Annotated in this window: 19 protein-coding genes; all 19 read left to right on the top strand. The window is 47.6% G+C overall.

Annotated elements, in window-relative coordinates:
• Positions 1–8 precede the first annotated feature (8 nt).
• The 19 genes from trmFO to PUT07_RS24670 all read left to right on the top strand — a co-directional run bounded on the left by trmFO (position 9) and on the right by PUT07_RS24670 (position 15,956).
• The gene (trmFO, locus tag PUT07_RS24580) at positions 9–1,325 is read left to right on the top strand and encodes an FADH(2)-oxidizing methylenetetrahydrofolate--tRNA-(uracil(54)-C(5))-methyltransferase TrmFO (protein WP_274471301.1); all 1,317 of its coding nucleotides are present in this window, start codon (positions 9–11) and stop codon (positions 1,323–1,325) included.
• 197 nt (positions 1,326–1,522) lie between these two features.
• Positions 1,523–2,077, top strand: coding sequence for an ATP-dependent protease subunit HslV (gene hslV / locus PUT07_RS24585; protein ID WP_274471302.1), 555 nt, complete (start codon positions 1,523–1,525; stop codon positions 2,075–2,077).
• A 33-nt stretch (positions 2,078–2,110) separates the two neighbouring features.
• Positions 2,111–3,511, top strand: a complete 1,401-nt coding sequence (gene hslU / locus PUT07_RS24590) for an ATP-dependent protease ATPase subunit HslU (RefSeq protein ID WP_274471304.1) — start codon at positions 2,111–2,113, stop codon at positions 3,509–3,511.
• A 38-nt stretch (positions 3,512–3,549) separates the two neighbouring features.
• Entirely contained in the window at positions 3,550–4,335 is a 786-nt protein-coding gene (gene codY / locus PUT07_RS24595; RefSeq protein WP_274471305.1) for a GTP-sensing pleiotropic transcriptional regulator CodY, read from the top strand.
• A gap of 223 nt (positions 4,336–4,558) precedes the next feature.
• Positions 4,559–4,966: a flagellar basal body rod protein FlgB gene (flgB, locus tag PUT07_RS24600; protein WP_274471306.1), complete on the top strand. Its 408-nt coding sequence runs from the start codon at positions 4,559–4,561 to the stop codon at positions 4,964–4,966.
• Between the two features lie 6 nt (positions 4,967–4,972).
• Positions 4,973–5,422, top strand: a complete 450-nt coding sequence (flgC, locus tag PUT07_RS24605) for a flagellar basal body rod protein FlgC (protein ID WP_274471307.1) — start codon at positions 4,973–4,975, stop codon at positions 5,420–5,422.
• 20 nt (positions 5,423–5,442) lie between these two features.
• Entirely contained in the window at positions 5,443–5,751 is a 309-nt protein-coding gene (fliE, locus tag PUT07_RS24610; RefSeq protein ID WP_274471308.1) for a flagellar hook-basal body complex protein FliE, read from the top strand.
• Between the two features lie 43 nt (positions 5,752–5,794).
• Positions 5,795–7,381 (top strand): flagellar basal-body MS-ring/collar protein FliF, encoded by a 1,587-nt coding sequence (fliF, locus tag PUT07_RS24615; protein WP_274471309.1) that lies wholly within the window; start codon positions 5,795–5,797, stop codon positions 7,379–7,381.
• 12 nt (positions 7,382–7,393) lie between these two features.
• Positions 7,394–8,410 carry a flagellar motor switch protein FliG gene (fliG, locus tag PUT07_RS24620; protein ID WP_274471310.1) on the top strand — a complete coding sequence of 339 codons (1,017 nt, stop codon included), beginning with the start codon at positions 7,394–7,396 and terminating at the stop codon, positions 8,408–8,410.
• Positions 8,403–9,230, top strand: a complete 828-nt coding sequence (locus tag PUT07_RS24625) for a FliH/SctL family protein (RefSeq protein WP_274471311.1) — start codon at positions 8,403–8,405, stop codon at positions 9,228–9,230. Before fliG ends, PUT07_RS24625 begins: the two co-directional genes overlap by 8 nt.
• The gene (gene fliI / locus PUT07_RS24630; RefSeq protein WP_274471313.1) at positions 9,227–10,552 is read left to right on the top strand and encodes a flagellar protein export ATPase FliI; all 1,326 of its coding nucleotides are present in this window, start codon (positions 9,227–9,229) and stop codon (positions 10,550–10,552) included. The genes PUT07_RS24625 and fliI overlap by 4 nt, the downstream gene beginning before the upstream one ends.
• Before the next feature lie 9 nt (positions 10,553–10,561).
• The gene (fliJ, locus tag PUT07_RS24635) at positions 10,562–11,005 is read left to right on the top strand and encodes a flagellar export protein FliJ (RefSeq protein ID WP_274471314.1); all 444 of its coding nucleotides are present in this window, start codon (positions 10,562–10,564) and stop codon (positions 11,003–11,005) included.
• A gap of 24 nt (positions 11,006–11,029) precedes the next feature.
• A complete protein-coding gene (locus PUT07_RS24640) occupies positions 11,030–11,944 on the top strand; it encodes a MotE family protein (protein WP_274471315.1) in 915 nt (304 codons plus the stop codon).
• A gap of 34 nt (positions 11,945–11,978) precedes the next feature.
• The gene (locus tag PUT07_RS24645) at positions 11,979–13,415 is read left to right on the top strand and encodes a flagellar hook-length control protein FliK (RefSeq protein ID WP_274471317.1); all 1,437 of its coding nucleotides are present in this window, start codon (positions 11,979–11,981) and stop codon (positions 13,413–13,415) included.
• Between the two features lie 34 nt (positions 13,416–13,449).
• Positions 13,450–13,893, top strand: coding sequence for a flagellar hook capping FlgD N-terminal domain-containing protein (locus PUT07_RS24650; protein WP_379240529.1), 444 nt, complete (start codon positions 13,450–13,452; stop codon positions 13,891–13,893).
• Positions 13,890–14,276 carry a TIGR02530 family flagellar biosynthesis protein gene (locus PUT07_RS24655; protein WP_274471318.1) on the top strand — a complete coding sequence of 129 codons (387 nt, stop codon included), beginning with the start codon at positions 13,890–13,892 and terminating at the stop codon, positions 14,274–14,276. Before PUT07_RS24650 ends, PUT07_RS24655 begins: the two co-directional genes overlap by 4 nt.
• Positions 14,277–14,366: 90 nt before the next feature.
• A complete protein-coding gene (gene flgG, locus PUT07_RS24660; protein WP_274471319.1) occupies positions 14,367–15,188 on the top strand; it encodes a flagellar basal body rod protein FlgG in 822 nt (273 codons plus the stop codon).
• 60 nt (positions 15,189–15,248) lie between these two features.
• On the top strand, positions 15,249–15,470 hold the full coding sequence (locus PUT07_RS24665) for a flagellar FlbD family protein (RefSeq protein ID WP_274471320.1): 222 nt from the start codon (positions 15,249–15,251) through the stop codon (positions 15,468–15,470).
• Complete coding sequence (locus tag PUT07_RS24670; RefSeq protein ID WP_274471321.1) at positions 15,471–15,956, top strand: flagellar basal body-associated FliL family protein; 486 nt, start codon at positions 15,471–15,473, stop codon at positions 15,954–15,956.
• Positions 15,957–15,967 lie beyond the last annotated feature (11 nt).

Consider the following 15,967-nt stretch of genomic DNA (forward strand, 5'->3'; position numbering starts at 1 on the left):
TGTCCGATTTGCCAGATTATCCAAGAGTAACAGTCATCGGAGCAGGACTAGCGGGCAGCGAGGCAGCCTGGCAGATTGCGCGTCAAGGCGTGCCTGTTACTTTATACGAAATGCGTAACGTCCGGAAGACGCCTGCGCATATTACCGATCAATTCGCTGAGCTGGTATGCAGCAACTCCTTGCGAGCGAATGGCCTGACGAATGCCGTGGGCGTTCTCAAGGAAGAGATGAGGCGGATGGATTCCCTGATTCTCTCCTGCGCAGACCGTCACGCCGTGCCGGCTGGCGGTGCGTTAGCCGTGGACCGGGACGGCTTCTCCCAAGCCGTTACACAAACATTGCGCAACCACCCGCTGATTGACGTCGTCAATGAAGAAGCACAAGTGTTGCCGGAAGGGATTACAGTGGTTGCTTCAGGGCCGCTGACTTCGCCGGATTTGTCCGCTCAGCTCAAGGAGCTGTTCGGAGAAGAATATCTCTACTTCTATGATGCTGCGGCACCGATTGTAGAGAAGGATTCCATCGATATGAACAAGGTGTACCTCGCTTCCCGGTATGATAAGGGCGAAGCGGCGTATCTCAACTGCCCGATGACCGAAGAGGAGTTCAATGTTTTCTACGAAGCCTTGATCACGGCTGAGGTTGCCGAGTTGAAAGAATTCGAGAAAGAAATTTACTTCGAAGGCTGCATGCCGCTTGAAGTCATGGCTAAGCGCGGCAAGCAAACGGTGCTGTTCGGTCCGATGAAACCGGTAGGCTTGGTGAATCCGCATACGGGCAAACTGCCGCACGCCGTTGTACAGCTTCGTCAGGACAACGCGGCCGGAACGCTTTATAATTTGGTCGGGTTCCAGACCCATCTCAAATGGGGTGAGCAGAAGCGCGTCTTGTCGCTGATTCCCGGATTGGAACAAGCCGAGTTCGTCCGCTACGGTGTTATGCACCGCAACACATTCATTAATTCGCCGAAGCTATTAGAGCCGACATACCAATACAAGCGGCGTGAGAATTTGTTCTTCGCAGGTCAAATGACAGGTGTCGAAGGGTATGTCGAATCCGCAGCATCCGGGTTAATCGCTGGGCTTAATGCGGGACGCCTTGCCAAAGGTCAGTCCTGTGTAGTGCTGCCGGAGGAAACGACGTTAGGCAGTATGGCGCATTACATCACAACCGCCGATTTTAAGCATTTCCAACCCATGAATGCCAATTTCGGATTATTGCCGCAGTTGCCGGAACGCATCCGGAACAAAAAAGAGAAGTACGAGAAGCTCGCGAACCGGGCGTTGGAAAGTATTCAGAATTTTTCGAAAGTGATCGCCGAATAGTTGTAATTTGACACTTTACTGTGTTACTATAATTATGTTTTGAATCATTATTCATTCGATTTCTCATACCATGTACCTCTAGATGCGGTCTTTACGAAAGAATTGACCTCGCTAGAGGTTTATCTCTTTTATTAGACCGAAACCTGCAACAAAGACTTGCTTTCAAGGTGTATCATTCCATTGGAGGGGTGAAAGAGATGGATTCCAGTCAAGCTCAATTTCACGCGACAACGATTTTTGCCATTCGTCATCAAGGTAAAGGCGCAATAGCAGGTGACGGTCAAGTTACATTCGGCAATAGCATGATTATGAAAAGCAGTGCCAAAAAAGTGAGGCGTTTACATAGAGGGAAGGTTATCGCCGGTTTCGCCGGATCTGTAGCCGATGCGATTACGCTTTTCGAGAAGTTCGAAGGGAAGTTGGAGGAGCATCACGGGAATCTGCAGCGTGCGGCGGTAGAGCTCACGAAAGACTGGCGGCAGGACCGCGTGCTGCGGCGCCTGGAAGCTATGATGATCGTGATGGATGCGTCCGGTCTGCTCCTGCTGTCGGGCAACGGCGAGATTATCGAGCCGGATGACGGTATTCTGGCCATCGGTTCCGGAGGAAGCTTTGCGCTGGCAGCCGGGAGAGCTTTGCATCGCCATGCACCGAACCTGAGCGCCAAAGAAATCGCTCATGCCGCGCTGACGACGGCCGCTGAAATTTGCGTGTTCACGAATCACAATATTATCGTTGAAGAGATTGAATAGATGCTTATATTGGATTACTAGGAGGGTACCCCAATGGCAAACAGCTCCCTTACACCTAAACAAATTGTCCAAGAATTGGATCGTTATATTGTCGGTCAGAAGAAAGCCAAGAAATCGGTCGCTATTGCATTAAGGAATCGTTATCGGAGAAGTCTTGTGGATGAGGCCATGCGGGATGAAATCGTGCCGAAAAATATTTTGATGATCGGACCGACCGGTGTCGGCAAAACGGAAATTGCGCGCAGATTGGCGAAGCTGGTAGGAGCGCCGTTCATTAAAGTAGAGGCAACGAAGTTTACAGAGGTTGGTTACGTTGGCCGGGACGTCGAGTCGATGGTAAGGGACTTGATCGAAACTTCCGTGCGTATGGTGAAAGGCGAGCGGATGGAGAAGGTGAAGGACCGTGCTGAGAAAATGGCGAACGAGCGTCTCGTTTCCCTGCTTGCGCCGAGTCCGGCGAAATCCAAATCACAGCGCAATCCGTTCGAAATGTTGTTCGGAGGCCAGAATCAGCCGGATCAGGAGGAAAGTGTGCCTGACCCGAACTTGTCATCCAAAAGGGCGCAAATTGCCGAACAATTGACTGATGGTAAATTAGAAAACGAAATCGTTGAAATCGAAGTCGAGGATTCCTCGCCTTCCATGTTGGATATGCTTGCCGGCCAAGGCAATGAGCAATCCGGCATGAACATGCAAGAGATGTTCGGCAACTTGCTTCCGAAGAAAATGAAGAAGCGCAAGCTTCCAGTGAAAGAAGCGCGAAAAGTGCTGACGCAGGAAGAAGCGCAGAAATTGATCGATATGGATGATGTGATCCAGGAATCGATTTACCGCGCCGAGCAATCCGGCATTATTTTCATCGATGAAATCGATAAGGTTGCAAGCAGTACGCGCGGCGGTGGCGGCGGACCGGATGTCTCCCGTGAAGGTGTACAGCGGGATATTCTGCCGATCGTCGAGGGTTCGACTGTCGTGACGAAATACGGTCCGGTTAAGACGGACTACGTGTTATTCATCGGTGCCGGCGCCTTCCACATTTCAAAGCCCTCGGATTTGATTCCCGAACTGCAGGGAAGGTTCCCGATTCGCGTGGAGCTTAGCGATCTGACGCTGGAGGATTTTGTATCGATTTTGAAAGAACCCAAAAATGCGCTGACGAAGCAGTACACGGCTTTGTTGCAAACCGAAGGTATAACCGTTGAGTTTGCAGAGGAAGCTATCTATGAACTTGCCCGAATCGCTGTTGAAGTGAATCAGAACACGGAGAATATCGGAGCGCGGCGTTTGCATACGATTTTGGAGAAGCTTCTGGAAGATTTGTCTTTCGAAGCTCCTGAGCTTACATTAGAATCATTTGTCATCAATCCCGAATACGTCCGTGAGAAATTAAGCGGAATTGTTCAGAATAGAGATTTAAGCCAGTACATCTTATAATGAAAGATTGCATGGTGAAGTAAGTAGGAGGCAGTTACATGAGTTTACTAAACAAAACAAGAAGGCTTAACCGATTGCTGCAAAAGGAAGCGGGAAATGCGGTTAGCTTTATGGATATGGCGGAAGTGCTGCGGGATATCGTTATCGCGAATATTTACGTAGTAAGCCGCAAAGGGAAAATTTTGGGGTATGCAACAACGAATGATCCTATTTCACCAGAAATGAATCAAGCCATACTACTTGAACGCCGATTCCCGGCGGAATCCAACAATCTTCTTTTGAAAATTGAAGAGACCACGTTAACTTCGGAACCGAATAGTCCGTATTTCTATTACACGGAACAAATGAAGGATATGTTTCCATATACGCACACGACATTGGTTCCGATCATCGGCGGCGGGGATCGTTTGGGGACATTGATTTTAAGCCGCAACGAAGGTGTCTTTATTGATGACGATTTAGTATTGGCGGAATACGGTTCGACAGTAATCGCTATGGAAATATTGAGGGAACGCGCCGAAGAGATTGAGGAAGAAGCGCGCAGCAAAGCTGTCGTCCAGGTAGCCATCGGTTCGCTTTCTTTCAGTGAGCTCGAAGCGGTGGAGCATATTTTTGAGGAGTTGGACGGGAAGGAAGGGCTGCTCGTTGCAAGTAAAATTGCGGATAGGGTCGGCATTACCCGTTCCGTGATCGTGAATGCACTTCGCAAATTGGAAAGTGCCGGTGTGATTGAAACGCGCTCGCTAGGTATGAAAGGCACTTATATCCGTATCCTAAATGAACAATTGATGCAGAGCATTGAACAAATCAAAACGAAGCTATAGTAGCTTAGAAGCAAAAGCCCTGTCTGATAAAAAGATAGGGCTTTTTTCTTATTGTAACTTAAGCTAATATCTTAGATGATTAGGGAAGCAAAAATTTTTACATATTTCTACAATAAGATCTATTTTAAATTCTTTTCCGAAAATAATGTCGAAATAAGAAGGAATACTTCTTCGAGTTGTGGAATTATATTGTCGAATACCATATTGAAAGGGGGTAGCGCGCATGTCTTTGTTGGACAAACCAAGTTGGAATTTGATGGAGCGTTCGCTGGATGCATCGACGCTAAGACAAAAGGTTATTGCGAACAACGTCGCCAACGTGGATACACCCTACTTTAAGCGTTCAGATGTTATGTTTGAGGAGCTATTACAAGGTGAGATGAATTCATCAACACCCTCTATAGAAGGTTATCGGACAAACCCTAGGCATTTCTTTATAGGCAAATCAAATAATTTGCCAACTTCTGAAATAAAGAAGGATGAGTCAACAGCGATCAACAACAACATGAACAACGTCGATATGGATTACGAGATGTCGTTGATGGCCAAAAATCAGCTTAAATATAATACGATGATTCAGCAGATGAACAGCGAGTTCAAGAAAATGCGCACAGTGCTAGGAGGTAAATAATAATCTATGAGACTTACGAACGGATTTGACATCAGTGCCTCAGCGCTTACGGCGCAACGATTAAGAATGGACGTCGTTTCTTCTAATATTGCCAATGCGGATACGACGCGGGCGAAGTTTGTTGACGGGAAATGGGTGCCTTACACAAGGAAGCTTGTTTCGTTCGAGACCAAATCCCAGCCGAGCTTTGCTCAATCGCTGCAGACGGCTATGGCTGATGGCACGGGGGAAGGCGTGCGAGTGAACAAAATCTTTGAAGATCAATCGCCGCTAAAGCAGGTTTATAACCCAAGTCATCCCGATGCGGATGTGAACGGATTTGTGTATATGCCCAACGTCGACGTGATGAAAGAAATGGTCGATATGATATCGGCAACTAGATCGTATGAAGCAAACGTTACCGCATTGAATGCAAGTAAATCGATGATAACCAAGGCGTTGGAAATCGGTAGATAATTATTACGGGAGGTTGCAGCATGATTGACAAAATCAGTTACAGTCCATTGAACATCATGAGTTCCGTACAGCCCAAGGATAACTCGGGTGAAGGGGCTGCTGATCTCGGCAAACGTTTCGGTTCTTTCTTGAATGATGCCATGAATAATTTGAATACCAGTCAGCAGCAGGTTGATCAGCTGAATCAGAGCTTTATTAAAGGAGAGCTATCTGACGTGCATCAATTGACCATCGCTACCGAGAAAGCATCATTAGGGCTTGAACTGACGGTTCAAGTTAGAAATAAAGTTATTGAAGCATACCAAGAAATGATGAGAATGCAGCTGTAATTCAGGAGATGCTGCTAATACTTTGGTTCGATGAGGTGACAGAGTGAACGAGAATCTGGTCCAGTACTGGGATAAAGTGAAGCAGTATTGGAATCGATATAGTAAAACAACGAAGATAACGTTTATTGCTACGGTTGTCCTTTTGATACTTACTGCTGCAATTATTAGTATTAATTTGTCTAAGACAGAGTATTCGTTGGCTTTCACTGAACTGCAGCCCAGCGACGCCGCTGCGATTAAAGGTTATCTGGATACTGCTAAGATTCCTTATAAACTTAGTGCTGATGGTAAGAGTATCGAAGTGCCGACTAGTGAAGTTGCAAATGTAAAGCTTGGAGTCGAATCGCAAGGGCTCAACAAGAACGGCTCTCTGGGATTCGGTGCTTTTAGCAACAGCAGTTCATTTGGTATCACGGATAATGAGTTCAAAGTGAAATACTTGAGTGCGATTCAAGGTGAACTGCAGCAGTTGATTAATTCCAATCAAGCGATCGCAGGTTCCAAAGTGTTGATTTCCCTCCCGGAAGAAGGTCCATTCCTGCAACAGCAGCAGGAGAAAGCGACCGCATCCGTAGTTCTTCAATTGAAGCAAGGCTACACACTGGATCAAGGGAAAATCGATACGATCTACAATTTGGTCTCACACAGTATCAAAAATCTTCCGATCGAGAATATCACGATATCCGATCAGTATGGACAAAGCCTGGTCTCCTCCAAAGCGGGTGGACAATCTTCTTCCAGCTTGGTATCGAACCAAACGGATATTAACGATAAGTTCCAGAAAGATTTGCAGAGAAACATCACGAATATGCTTGGCACGATGTTTGGCCGCGATAAGGTGAACGTGAGCGTCTTCTCGACCATGAACTTCGACCAGAAGAAAAGCACAGAGCAGTTGGTCTCCGCGCCGAATCAAGTAGATCAAAAAGGACTAGAGATTTCTTTGCAGGAAGCAAGCGAGTCCTACCAGAATAACGGTTCCGAAACAGGCGGTGTACCTGGGACTGGCACGACAGACGTTCCTGGATACCCCGGCTCATCGAACTCTGGTAAATCCAATTCGGAGAAAAACAGCAAGACCGTTAATTACGAGGTAAACCGTATTACCAACGATATCGTTTCCACGCCATATGTAGTGAAAGACCTTAGTATTAATGTAGGAATCGAGCCGCCGGTGAAAGACGATCCTACCTCTTTGACCGATGAAACGAAAACAGCCGTCCAGAACGCTTTGGTGAATATCGTACGAACCGCGTTGGCTGATAATAAAGCTACCTATACAGACGAGGAACTGCAGAAAAAAGTTACAGTTCTTGCTCACTCGTTCGCAAGACCTGCGGATACGCTGGCTTCGAAAACGACAACATACTTGACTTATGCAGGTTTGGCGTTGGCTGCGCTGGCAATCGGTGCGATTGCAGGCTTTGCCATCAGAAGACGCAGAAAAGCGGCTCAGCAGCAAATGATGGAACAGGATTTGAATGTTTCCGCGGCGAAAGCGGAGCTTCCTACGATCGATATGGAAAATGTAACCAATGACAATCAAGTGCGTAAGCAGCTGGAAACTCTTGCGAGGAAACGTCCGGAGGATTTTGTCAATCTGCTTCGTACCTGGTTAGTAGAAGAATAGAGGTGCACTTGTATGGCCAAAGCTGCTCTAAACGGGTTAACCGGGCGACAAAAGGCAGCCATTCTTTTGATCAGTTTAGGCCCAGAGGTGTCCGCTCAAATTTTCAAACACTTGAGAGAAGAAGAAATTGAGCAGCTGACACTAGAGATTGCGAATGTTCGAAAAGTCGATTCCTATGAGAAGGAATCCATTCTGGCGGAATTTCACCAAATTTGTCTGGCGCAGGAGTTCATCTCGCAGGGCGGGATTGCTTATGCAAAAGATATTTTGGAGAAAGCGCTCGGTTCGCAGAAAGCACTTGATATTATTAATCGTTTGACGGCAACGCTGCAAGTTCGACCGTTCGATTTTGCCAGAAAAGCCGATCCTGCACAAATTTTAAACTTTATTCAAAATGAAAATTCACAGACGATCGCGCTGGTGCTTTCTTATCTGCAAGCCGATCAAGCATCGATCATCTTGTCGTCGCTTCCGCAGGAGAAGCAGGCGGACGTTGCGAAACGGATTGCATTGATGGATAGCACTTCTCCCGAAGTCATCTCTCAGGTGGAACGGGTACTGGAACAAAAGCTGTCTTCTACGGTTACGCAGGATTATACGAATGCCGGCGGTATCGCGTCTATCGTACAAATCTTGAATGGAGTAGACAGAGGAACGGAACGTACGATTCTCGACTCGCTCGAAATTCAAGATCCTGAATTGGCTGAGGAAATCAAGAAACGGATGTTCGTCTTCGAGGACATTGTCAACATCGACAATCGCTCCATTCAGCGTATTATCCGCGATATCGAGAACGCCGATCTGCAGCTTGCGCTTAAAGTGGCGAGTGAAGAAGTGCGAGACGTTCTGTTCAAAAACATGTCCAAACGGATGGCCGAGACGTTCAAGGAAGAGATGGAATTCATGGGACCTGTTCGTCTGCGTGACGTTGAGGAAGCCCAAACCCGCATCGTTGCTACGATCCGCCGTTTAGAAGAATCGGGAGAAATCATCATCGCACGCGGTGGAGGAGATGATATTATTGTCTAATGTCATTAAATCATTTGCTTATTATGCATTGGATGATAAGAAAGTCGTTGAAACCATAATGCCGCTTCAATTCGCTCGTGATGATCAGGAGGAGGAGAATCAACTTACTCCAGAACAACAACAAGAGCTCATGGAAGCGACGAATCTGAAAGATCAAATTCTGCAAGACGCTGAAGCATTCGCGAATGAGCAAATTCACCAAGCCATGCAGGAATGCTCGGACCTGCGTGATCAAGCGCAAGCTGAGATTGCGGCATGGTGGGAGTCGCGCCGTGCTGAAGATGAAGAACATATCACTCAATCCATGCAGGCCGGCTTCGAAGAAGGCTACAACCAAGGCGTAACGCAAGCCGAGGAGACGCTTCGGCAAGAATACAGTGAAATGTTAACGGAAGCCCAAGGAATTTTGGATCAGGCTTACAAGCTGAAACAGCAAATTATACAAGAGTCGGAACCTTTTCTCATTGAACTCAGCACGTCTATTGCCGAGAAAGTTATCGGCCGTCAATTAACGTTGAACCCGGAGTGGGTTATCGAATTAATTCAGACCGTGCTGTCCCGCAGAAGGGAGACCGGGATTATCGCATTATGCGTATCTCCATCTCAATTCGCCTACATTCAAGATGCTCGCGAAGAATTGCTAACATCGATCGATTCCCAAGCCGAGCTCCAGATTATCCCGGATTCGACCGTGCAGGACCGGGGGTGCGTCATTCGCTCTTCGTTCGGAAGCATCGATGCCAGAATCGACACACAGCTGAAAGAAATCAAATCAGCCTTGCAGCAGTTAGCCACTCAAAGTGAGGGAACCGCATCATGAGTACCACGTTACCGAAAGTGGACAAGTACAAAGATCACTTGAACAACATCGATCCCATTCGCGTGAACGGCAAAGTGACACAGGTCATCGGCTTAACGGTCGAATCCGAAGGTCCGGATGTAAGCATCGGAGATCTCTGCTACATCTACCCGCATAAATCGACTAAGCCGCTCAAAGCGGAAGTCGTCGGGTTTCGCAGCAACAAAGTGGTGCTGATGCCGCTTGGCGATTTGGATGCGATCGGTCCCGGCTGCGATGTCGTCGGTACGGGCAAACCACTCACGGTCCAGGTCGGACACGAGCTGTTGGGCAAAGTGCTGGATGGATTGGGCCAACCTCTGGACGGATCGTTCCTGCCTTCTAGAATGGCACAATATTCGACCAACAATGCGCCGAGCAATCCACTGGCTCGCCCAAGGGTGCTTCATCCCATTTCCGTAGGAGTCCGCTGTATCGATGGCTTATTGACGATCGGTAAGGGTCAGCGTGTCGGTATTTTCGCCGGGTCCGGTGTCGGTAAAAGTACGCTCATGGGCATGATTGCCCGGAATACTTCCGCGGATGTCAATGTAATCGCACTCATCGGAGAGCGGGGACGTGAAGTTCTGGATTTTATCGAACGTGATCTGGGTCCCGAAGGTCTGGCGAGATCCGTTGTAATCGTCGCTACATCCGATCAGCCGGCATTGATTCGAATCAAAGGGGCCATGATTGCGACAAGCATCGCTGAGTATTTCAGAGACCGCGGCCTCAATGTCATGATGATGATGGACTCTGTCACCCGGTTCGCCATGGCGCAGCGGGAGGTCGGACTTGCCGTTGGCGAGCCGCCTGCAACGCGCGGCTATACGCCGTCTGTTTTCGCTATGCTGCCGAGGCTTTTGGAACGATCGGGTACAGGTCCCAAAGGGTCCATTACAGCATTCTACACCGTACTGGTCGATGGCGACGACATGAACGAACCGATCGCCGATGCCGTTCGAGGGATTCTGGACGGACACATCGTGCTGAATCGGAGCATCGCGAACAGAGGCCATTACCCAGCGATCGATGTGTTATCCAGCGTCAGCCGTGTAATGAAAGAAATTGTTCCAACTGAACATATGGAAGCTGCCGATCACCTAAAGCGGTTGCTCTCTATATATAAAGATTCGGAAGATCTGATTAATATAGGGGCGTACCAAAAAGGTTCTAATCCAAATATTGATGTCGCTATCGATCATATTGAAGCGATCTGGGACTTCACGAAGCAGAGAACTAGCGAAAAGTTAACTTATGAAGAAGCGCAGCAACGACTGATTCATGAATTTTATAAGGGATGAGGGTCCTGAATGCATTTTCGTTATTCTTTCCAACAAATTCTCAATTTGAAAAACAATGAAAGAACCCAAGCGGAATGGATTTTGTCTGAGGCCATGGGGCAGCTGCGGAATGAAGAGACGAGCTTACACGGGTTGTTTCAGCAGAAAGAAAATCTTCAGAACGAAATGGCAGCTGTGTCGAGCGATTCCGTGTCCATCTCCAAGATGCTCATGCTGCAAACCTATATGGACCATGTGGATAAACAAATCGCCAGCAAGCATAAAGATGTTCAACAAGCTAAGCACGTCGTGCTTAAGAAGCAAGAGCATCTTTCGGAAAGAATGATCGATGAGAAGGTATGGACGAAGGCAAGAGAGAAGGCATTCAACCAATTTCAATCTTTTGTCGCCAAAAAAGAGCAGGAAGCTCTGGACGAGATGGCAACCAACCGATTCAGACGACTCTCTTATTGAGGAAGGTAAAGGAGGAAAGAGGAGATGGCCGATACTAGCATGGAAGGTGCATCCTATAGTGCACTGGAGCGGTTTCTGATATGGTTTGTCATCCCCTTTGTGTTTACGGCAGTCCTGCTCTTCGTGTTGCTGTCAATCTTTGATTACGATATTAAGTCGAGTGTTCAAAAAGCGCTGCATAACACGCCGGTAATCGGTGCTGTCGTTCCTGCTCCAAAAGAAAAAAGTGTGGAAGCCGGCTCCGGCAAGGCAGCAACGCCAGAAGAAAACATGAAGACGAAGGATGAAGAGATTACGAAGCTGAATGCACGAGTGGCAGAATTACAGTCTGCTCTGCAAAAGGCTGAAACGACATCCGAACAGAAAGATCATTCCATCAAGGACTCCGATGCGAAGATTGCCCAGCTCGAAGAGCAGCTCAAAGACAAAACGCAATCGGAAGAAGAGTACACGAATCAAATTACGCAGCTGGCCAGCATGTATGCCAAGATGACGCCTAGCAAGGCGGCTCCGATCATGGAAGCGATGACGCCGAAAGAAATGGTGCTGATTTTCTCCATGATGAAGTCGGACAGCAGAGGTGCAATCTTGGAAAAGATGAGCGCGGCCAAAGCGGCTGAAGCGTCTATGGGACTTAAAGACACAGTACCTGTTCGCGACAGAGAAATTGCCGCCTTGCAAGAGCGATTGGCAACGAACGGAGCAAGCACGGCGAAGGAGTCGACATCCGTCAGCAAGTCGGATCTCGGTCAAACGTTCGCAAACATGACACCGAAAAGCGCCGCCAACGTGATTTTAGAAATGAACAAAGCGAATCCGGATAAAGTATTGGCTATTCTTAGCGGCATGGACAATGCGTCCCGTTCCAAAGTGATGTCAGCGTTATCGGATGCAAACAAGGAAATCGCGGCTTCCATAACGGCTAAACTGGTTCAGTAACGAACTTTGTACAAGACGGAAGGAGGTGAATAAGATGGACGTACAAATTCAAGCTGTTCCAACAGGAACAAGTGCAACAGCTTCAGCAAGTAAGACCAATTCAGCGAATGCGGCAACTGCGGATGGTTTCAGTCAAGCATTAGGTGATCAGCTTGCACAAGATCAGACCGCTGGTGACATGAATGCAGCCGATCCGGCGCTTTCACTGGACATGCTGCTCCAAATGCTGCAAAGTCTGGTGATGCCGGTTAGCGGGGCTGTCGTTCAAGATACTGCGACAGAGGAGCAAAGCTTACCTGAAGCAGTCATTGATGCGATGAACGGCAACCCGGCATTAGCCGAGCAACTGCTGCAGGATCCGGGTGTTAAGCAATGGTTCGCAGATGCTCAACAGTTATTGCAATCGTTCGCGGAAACGTCGGCACCAGCCGGGCTTGTGCTTACGAACAGTATGAAGATGCAAGGGACGGAGCTGACAAGTTTGCAGGCGCAGAATACGCTGCTTACTTTAGCGTCGTTGTCGAAACAACAGCCCGAGAATCCGATTCTGAATTTCCTCATGCAGGACTTGCAGGAGACGATTAAGCCGTTACTTACAGAGCTCATGACAAGTGGGAAAGCGCAACCGCTAGAGACTGCAACTGTCGTTAGTGCTCCAGAATTAATGGAAGATGGAAAACTGAAGAGCAATAAGAAAGAAGCAGTTTCCGCGGACAAGGTGAGTCATCACAAACAAGCAGGTAGGAAGTCTGAGGAATTGAATACAGATGGCCTCGATTCTTACACAATCATTCAGCCAACCAAATCGAAGCTTGAAGTTCTGGCACTGAGAAACGTGCTGCAAGCATCGTTCGTTGAGACAGCATCAACTCAAGAGGAATCGCAACCAGCTCTGGTAGATTTCCCAACCGAGGTTGCAACAACAGCAAATACGGTTGTCACAGCCGGAGATCTGCAGAAAGCGCAGCTTACACCAATGACAGCCGACAAAGCGGCTTCCGCTACGATCAATGCTTCCAATTTTGCCGAAGAAATGACGGCGCACGTGCTCAAGAACATGAAAGTCACGGTTGCTGAAGGCTTCTCTGAAGCGAAGCTGTCCTTGTTTCCCAAGAACCTGGGACATATCGACGTCAAAATCTCGATGCACGACGGTCAACTCATTGCTCAATTTGCTGCAGATTCCTTAGCTGCCAAACAAATGTTAGAAAACCAGCTGCCTCAGTTGAGACAAGCGCTTCTAACGCAAGGCTTGCAAGTTGAGAAGCTAGAGGTAACTCAAACTTCGAATATGCAGTCCAGCATGTTCCAAGAGCAGCGACAACAACAAGCTTTCAGTCAATCGCAGCGTCAAAACAAAAATGGATCCGGCAGCTATAAGGTGGAGTCGCTTGATTTCGATCAAGAGGCCGAGCAGGTCGCCCAAGTCCGAACTTCCGTTAACGGAAATTCATTTGATGTGACTGCCTAGATGTATGCATATTGAAGCAGTTGGAGGTGATATCGTGGCAACAAACCCGATTGTGGGCAATGTGACCGACTTGATTAATGCGGGGAAGACTACCAAGACGAAGGAGAAAGACAACAATGCGTTGGGGAAAGACGATTTCCTGAAAATCTTGATTACCCAGCTCCAGAATCAAGATCCGACGCAGCCTCTGCAGGATAAAGAGTTCATCGCCCAAATGGCGCAGTTCACATCCGTCGAACAGTTGACGAATATGGCTAGCGAAATGAAACTGATGCGTCAATCGCTCGGTTACGTATCAAACTTGATTGGCAAATCGATTACTTGGGATGAAACAGATGCTTCCGGCACAACGACAGAAAAGTCTGGCGTCGTTGATTCGATTACGTTCAAGGACGGGAATCAATATGCCAATGTGAAGGGAGTGGAAATTTCGCTAGACAAGCTCAAGAAGATTGAGAATGTCGAAGAAACCCCATGACAGAGAGAATATCCTTAGGTCAATTATATCCTAATGCGGTTTCTCCAGCGTCTGCGAGACGAACACCTGTACAGCAGCCGGTATCCAACCCCGGTAATCCCACATTTCATAAGCTTCTTCAGGAGCAATTTGTTCGTTTCAGTCATCATGCGGAGGTTAGGCTGAAAGAGCGAGGCATTCAATTCAAACCGGAGCAGCTGGATAACCTTAGCAAAGCTATAGATAAAGTTGCAGCCAAAGGAGCTAAGGATGCCCTGATGGTTCTTGGCGGGAACGCCTTGATCGTCAATGTCCCTAACCGGACTGTTGTGACGGCGCTTGATGGAAACGCAATGAATGATCATGTTTTCACTCAGATAGACAGTGCCATTATTATTTCATAATCAGGCTCGACCGCGCAGGAAGCCTGGAGCTGTGGAACGAAGGAAGCAGCTCGTCATGTATGATTTTAATCCGATTAGGAGGATTGCTAGATGTTAAGATCTTTGTACTCTGGTGTTTCAGGTATGCGTGGTTTTCAAACAAAATTGGATGTTATCGGTAATAATATCGCTAACGTAAACACCATTGGATTTAAAGGCAGCCGTGTTATGTTTAAAGATATTCTCAGCCAGACGGTGTCGGGGATTAGTGCACCAGACGAGAACCGCGGCGGTGTGAATGCTCAACAAGTCGGCTTAGGTGTGAGCATGGCTTCCATTGACACAGTACATACGGCAGGGAGTGCAATGACGACCAATGTCGTTACAGACCTGCGTATCAACGGAGACGGTTTTTTTGCGGTTGGAACAGCTGAACAAACAGACGCTCCTTATTTGACCAGATCCGGTAACTTCACCTTGGATGCAAACAGAAACCTTGTTAATGCCGAAGGCTTACACGTTATGGGAGCCGAAGGTGCAGGACCCATCGTAATTCCGGAAGAAATCGTTTCGTTCTCTATTTCTCAGAATGGCGATATCATCGGAGTGGATAACACGGGAGCTACGGTTGCCACAGGCCAGAAGGTCGGCGTCGTGAAAGTCGTCAATCCGTCGGGTCTTGAGAAGATCGGCGGCAATTTGTACCGGATGACAGCCAATGCCAATCCTGAAGGGGCTATCGAAGTCGTGGCACCTGGCGATACCGAGACTGGCACGGGAACACTTATTTCCGGTCAACTGGAAATGTCAAACGTGGATTTGACCGGTGAATTCACTGAAATGATTATCGCACAGCGCGGTTTCCAAGCGAATTCCCGGATTATCACAACGTCTGATGAAGTTCTTCAAGAAGTTGTCAATCTGAAACGTTAATTTTGATTAAAATGACAGAGGGGAGCTAGTCTCCCCTTATCCTGATGCAGGAGGAGAAAGATGATTTCTCTCACTCGTTTAAATGGTAAAGCCATCATCCTAAATGCTATCTTGATCGAGATGATCGAGGAGACGCCGGACACCATGATTACGCTAACGACAGGCAAGAAAATCACAGTACTCGAGAAAGCAGAGGTTGTGGTAAGCTTAGTGCGGACCTACATGCAGGAGATTGGCTCAATACGAGCGACAATTATGTCAAAGGATGCGGAGGGTTCGTAATTGTTTAAGAACAAAATTTTTGTTTTAGTTGTCTCAATTTTAATCGCTATCACGCTAATTCTGACAGCAGCATTCGTGTTGTGGAACTTTATGGAGAAGAACAGTCAATCGAGCGACCCCGCCGAGCAAGCGCAGAATGCCGTTGCCAGCGTGAAGCCGACGAAGGCTCCTTCAGCAGAAACGGTGAAAGCAAATACAGCGATTATCAAGGATATTCTGACGAATCTGTCGGGCAGCCAAAATTTCATTAAAATCAGTTTCGCTTTCGAAATGGAAAACGCCAAAGGCAAAACCGAGTTCGACAGCTTGCTGGACTCCGCAGTGAAGGGCACGATTGTGCAAACGCTTGGTGATATGACGAAAGATCAGATCGAAGGAAGCAAAGGTTCCGACAGTTTAACATCAACATTAATGAACAAACTAAACCCATTGCTGCACGAGGGTAAAATCAAACAAATTTGGATAACCGATAAAGTACTTCAATAAACTCGCTTTTG

Origin of the sequence: Paenibacillus sp. MAHUQ-63 (genome assembly GCF_028765165.1) — a bacterium.
Taxonomy (GTDB): Bacteria; Bacillota; Bacilli; order Paenibacillales; family NBRC-103111; genus Paenibacillus_E.

Bases quoted from the DNA above. Each gene is read 5' to 3' on its own strand.
- PUT07_RS24640 (WP_274471315.1), top strand. From the start codon at position 11,030: ATGGCCGATACTAGCATGGAAGGTGCATCCTATAGTGCACTGGAGCGG.
- codY (WP_274471305.1), top strand. From the start codon at position 3,550: ATGAGTTTACTAAACAAAACAAGAAGGCTTAACCGATTGCTGCAAAAG.
- fliG (WP_274471310.1), top strand. From the start codon at position 7,394: ATGGCCAAAGCTGCTCTAAACGGGTTAACCGGGCGACAAAAGGCAGCC.
- flgC (WP_274471307.1), top strand. From the start codon at position 4,973: ATGAGACTTACGAACGGATTTGACATCAGTGCCTCAGCGCTTACGGCG.
- fliJ (WP_274471314.1), top strand. From the start codon at position 10,562: ATGCATTTTCGTTATTCTTTCCAACAAATTCTCAATTTGAAAAACAAT.
- fliI (WP_274471313.1), top strand. From the start codon at position 9,227: ATGAGTACCACGTTACCGAAAGTGGACAAGTACAAAGATCACTTGAAC.
- hslV (WP_274471302.1), top strand. From the start codon at position 1,523: ATGGATTCCAGTCAAGCTCAATTTCACGCGACAACGATTTTTGCCATT.
- hslU (WP_274471304.1), top strand. From the start codon at position 2,111: ATGGCAAACAGCTCCCTTACACCTAAACAAATTGTCCAAGAATTGGAT.
- fliE (WP_274471308.1), top strand. From the start codon at position 5,443: ATGATTGACAAAATCAGTTACAGTCCATTGAACATCATGAGTTCCGTA.
- PUT07_RS24655 (WP_274471318.1), top strand. From the start codon at position 13,890: ATGACAGAGAGAATATCCTTAGGTCAATTATATCCTAATGCGGTTTCT.
- PUT07_RS24645 (WP_274471317.1), top strand. From the start codon at position 11,979: ATGGACGTACAAATTCAAGCTGTTCCAACAGGAACAAGTGCAACAGCT.
- flgB (WP_274471306.1), top strand. From the start codon at position 4,559: ATGTCTTTGTTGGACAAACCAAGTTGGAATTTGATGGAGCGTTCGCTG.
- PUT07_RS24665 (WP_274471320.1), top strand. From the start codon at position 15,249: ATGATTTCTCTCACTCGTTTAAATGGTAAAGCCATCATCCTAAATGCT.
- flgG (WP_274471319.1), top strand. From the start codon at position 14,367: ATGTTAAGATCTTTGTACTCTGGTGTTTCAGGTATGCGTGGTTTTCAA.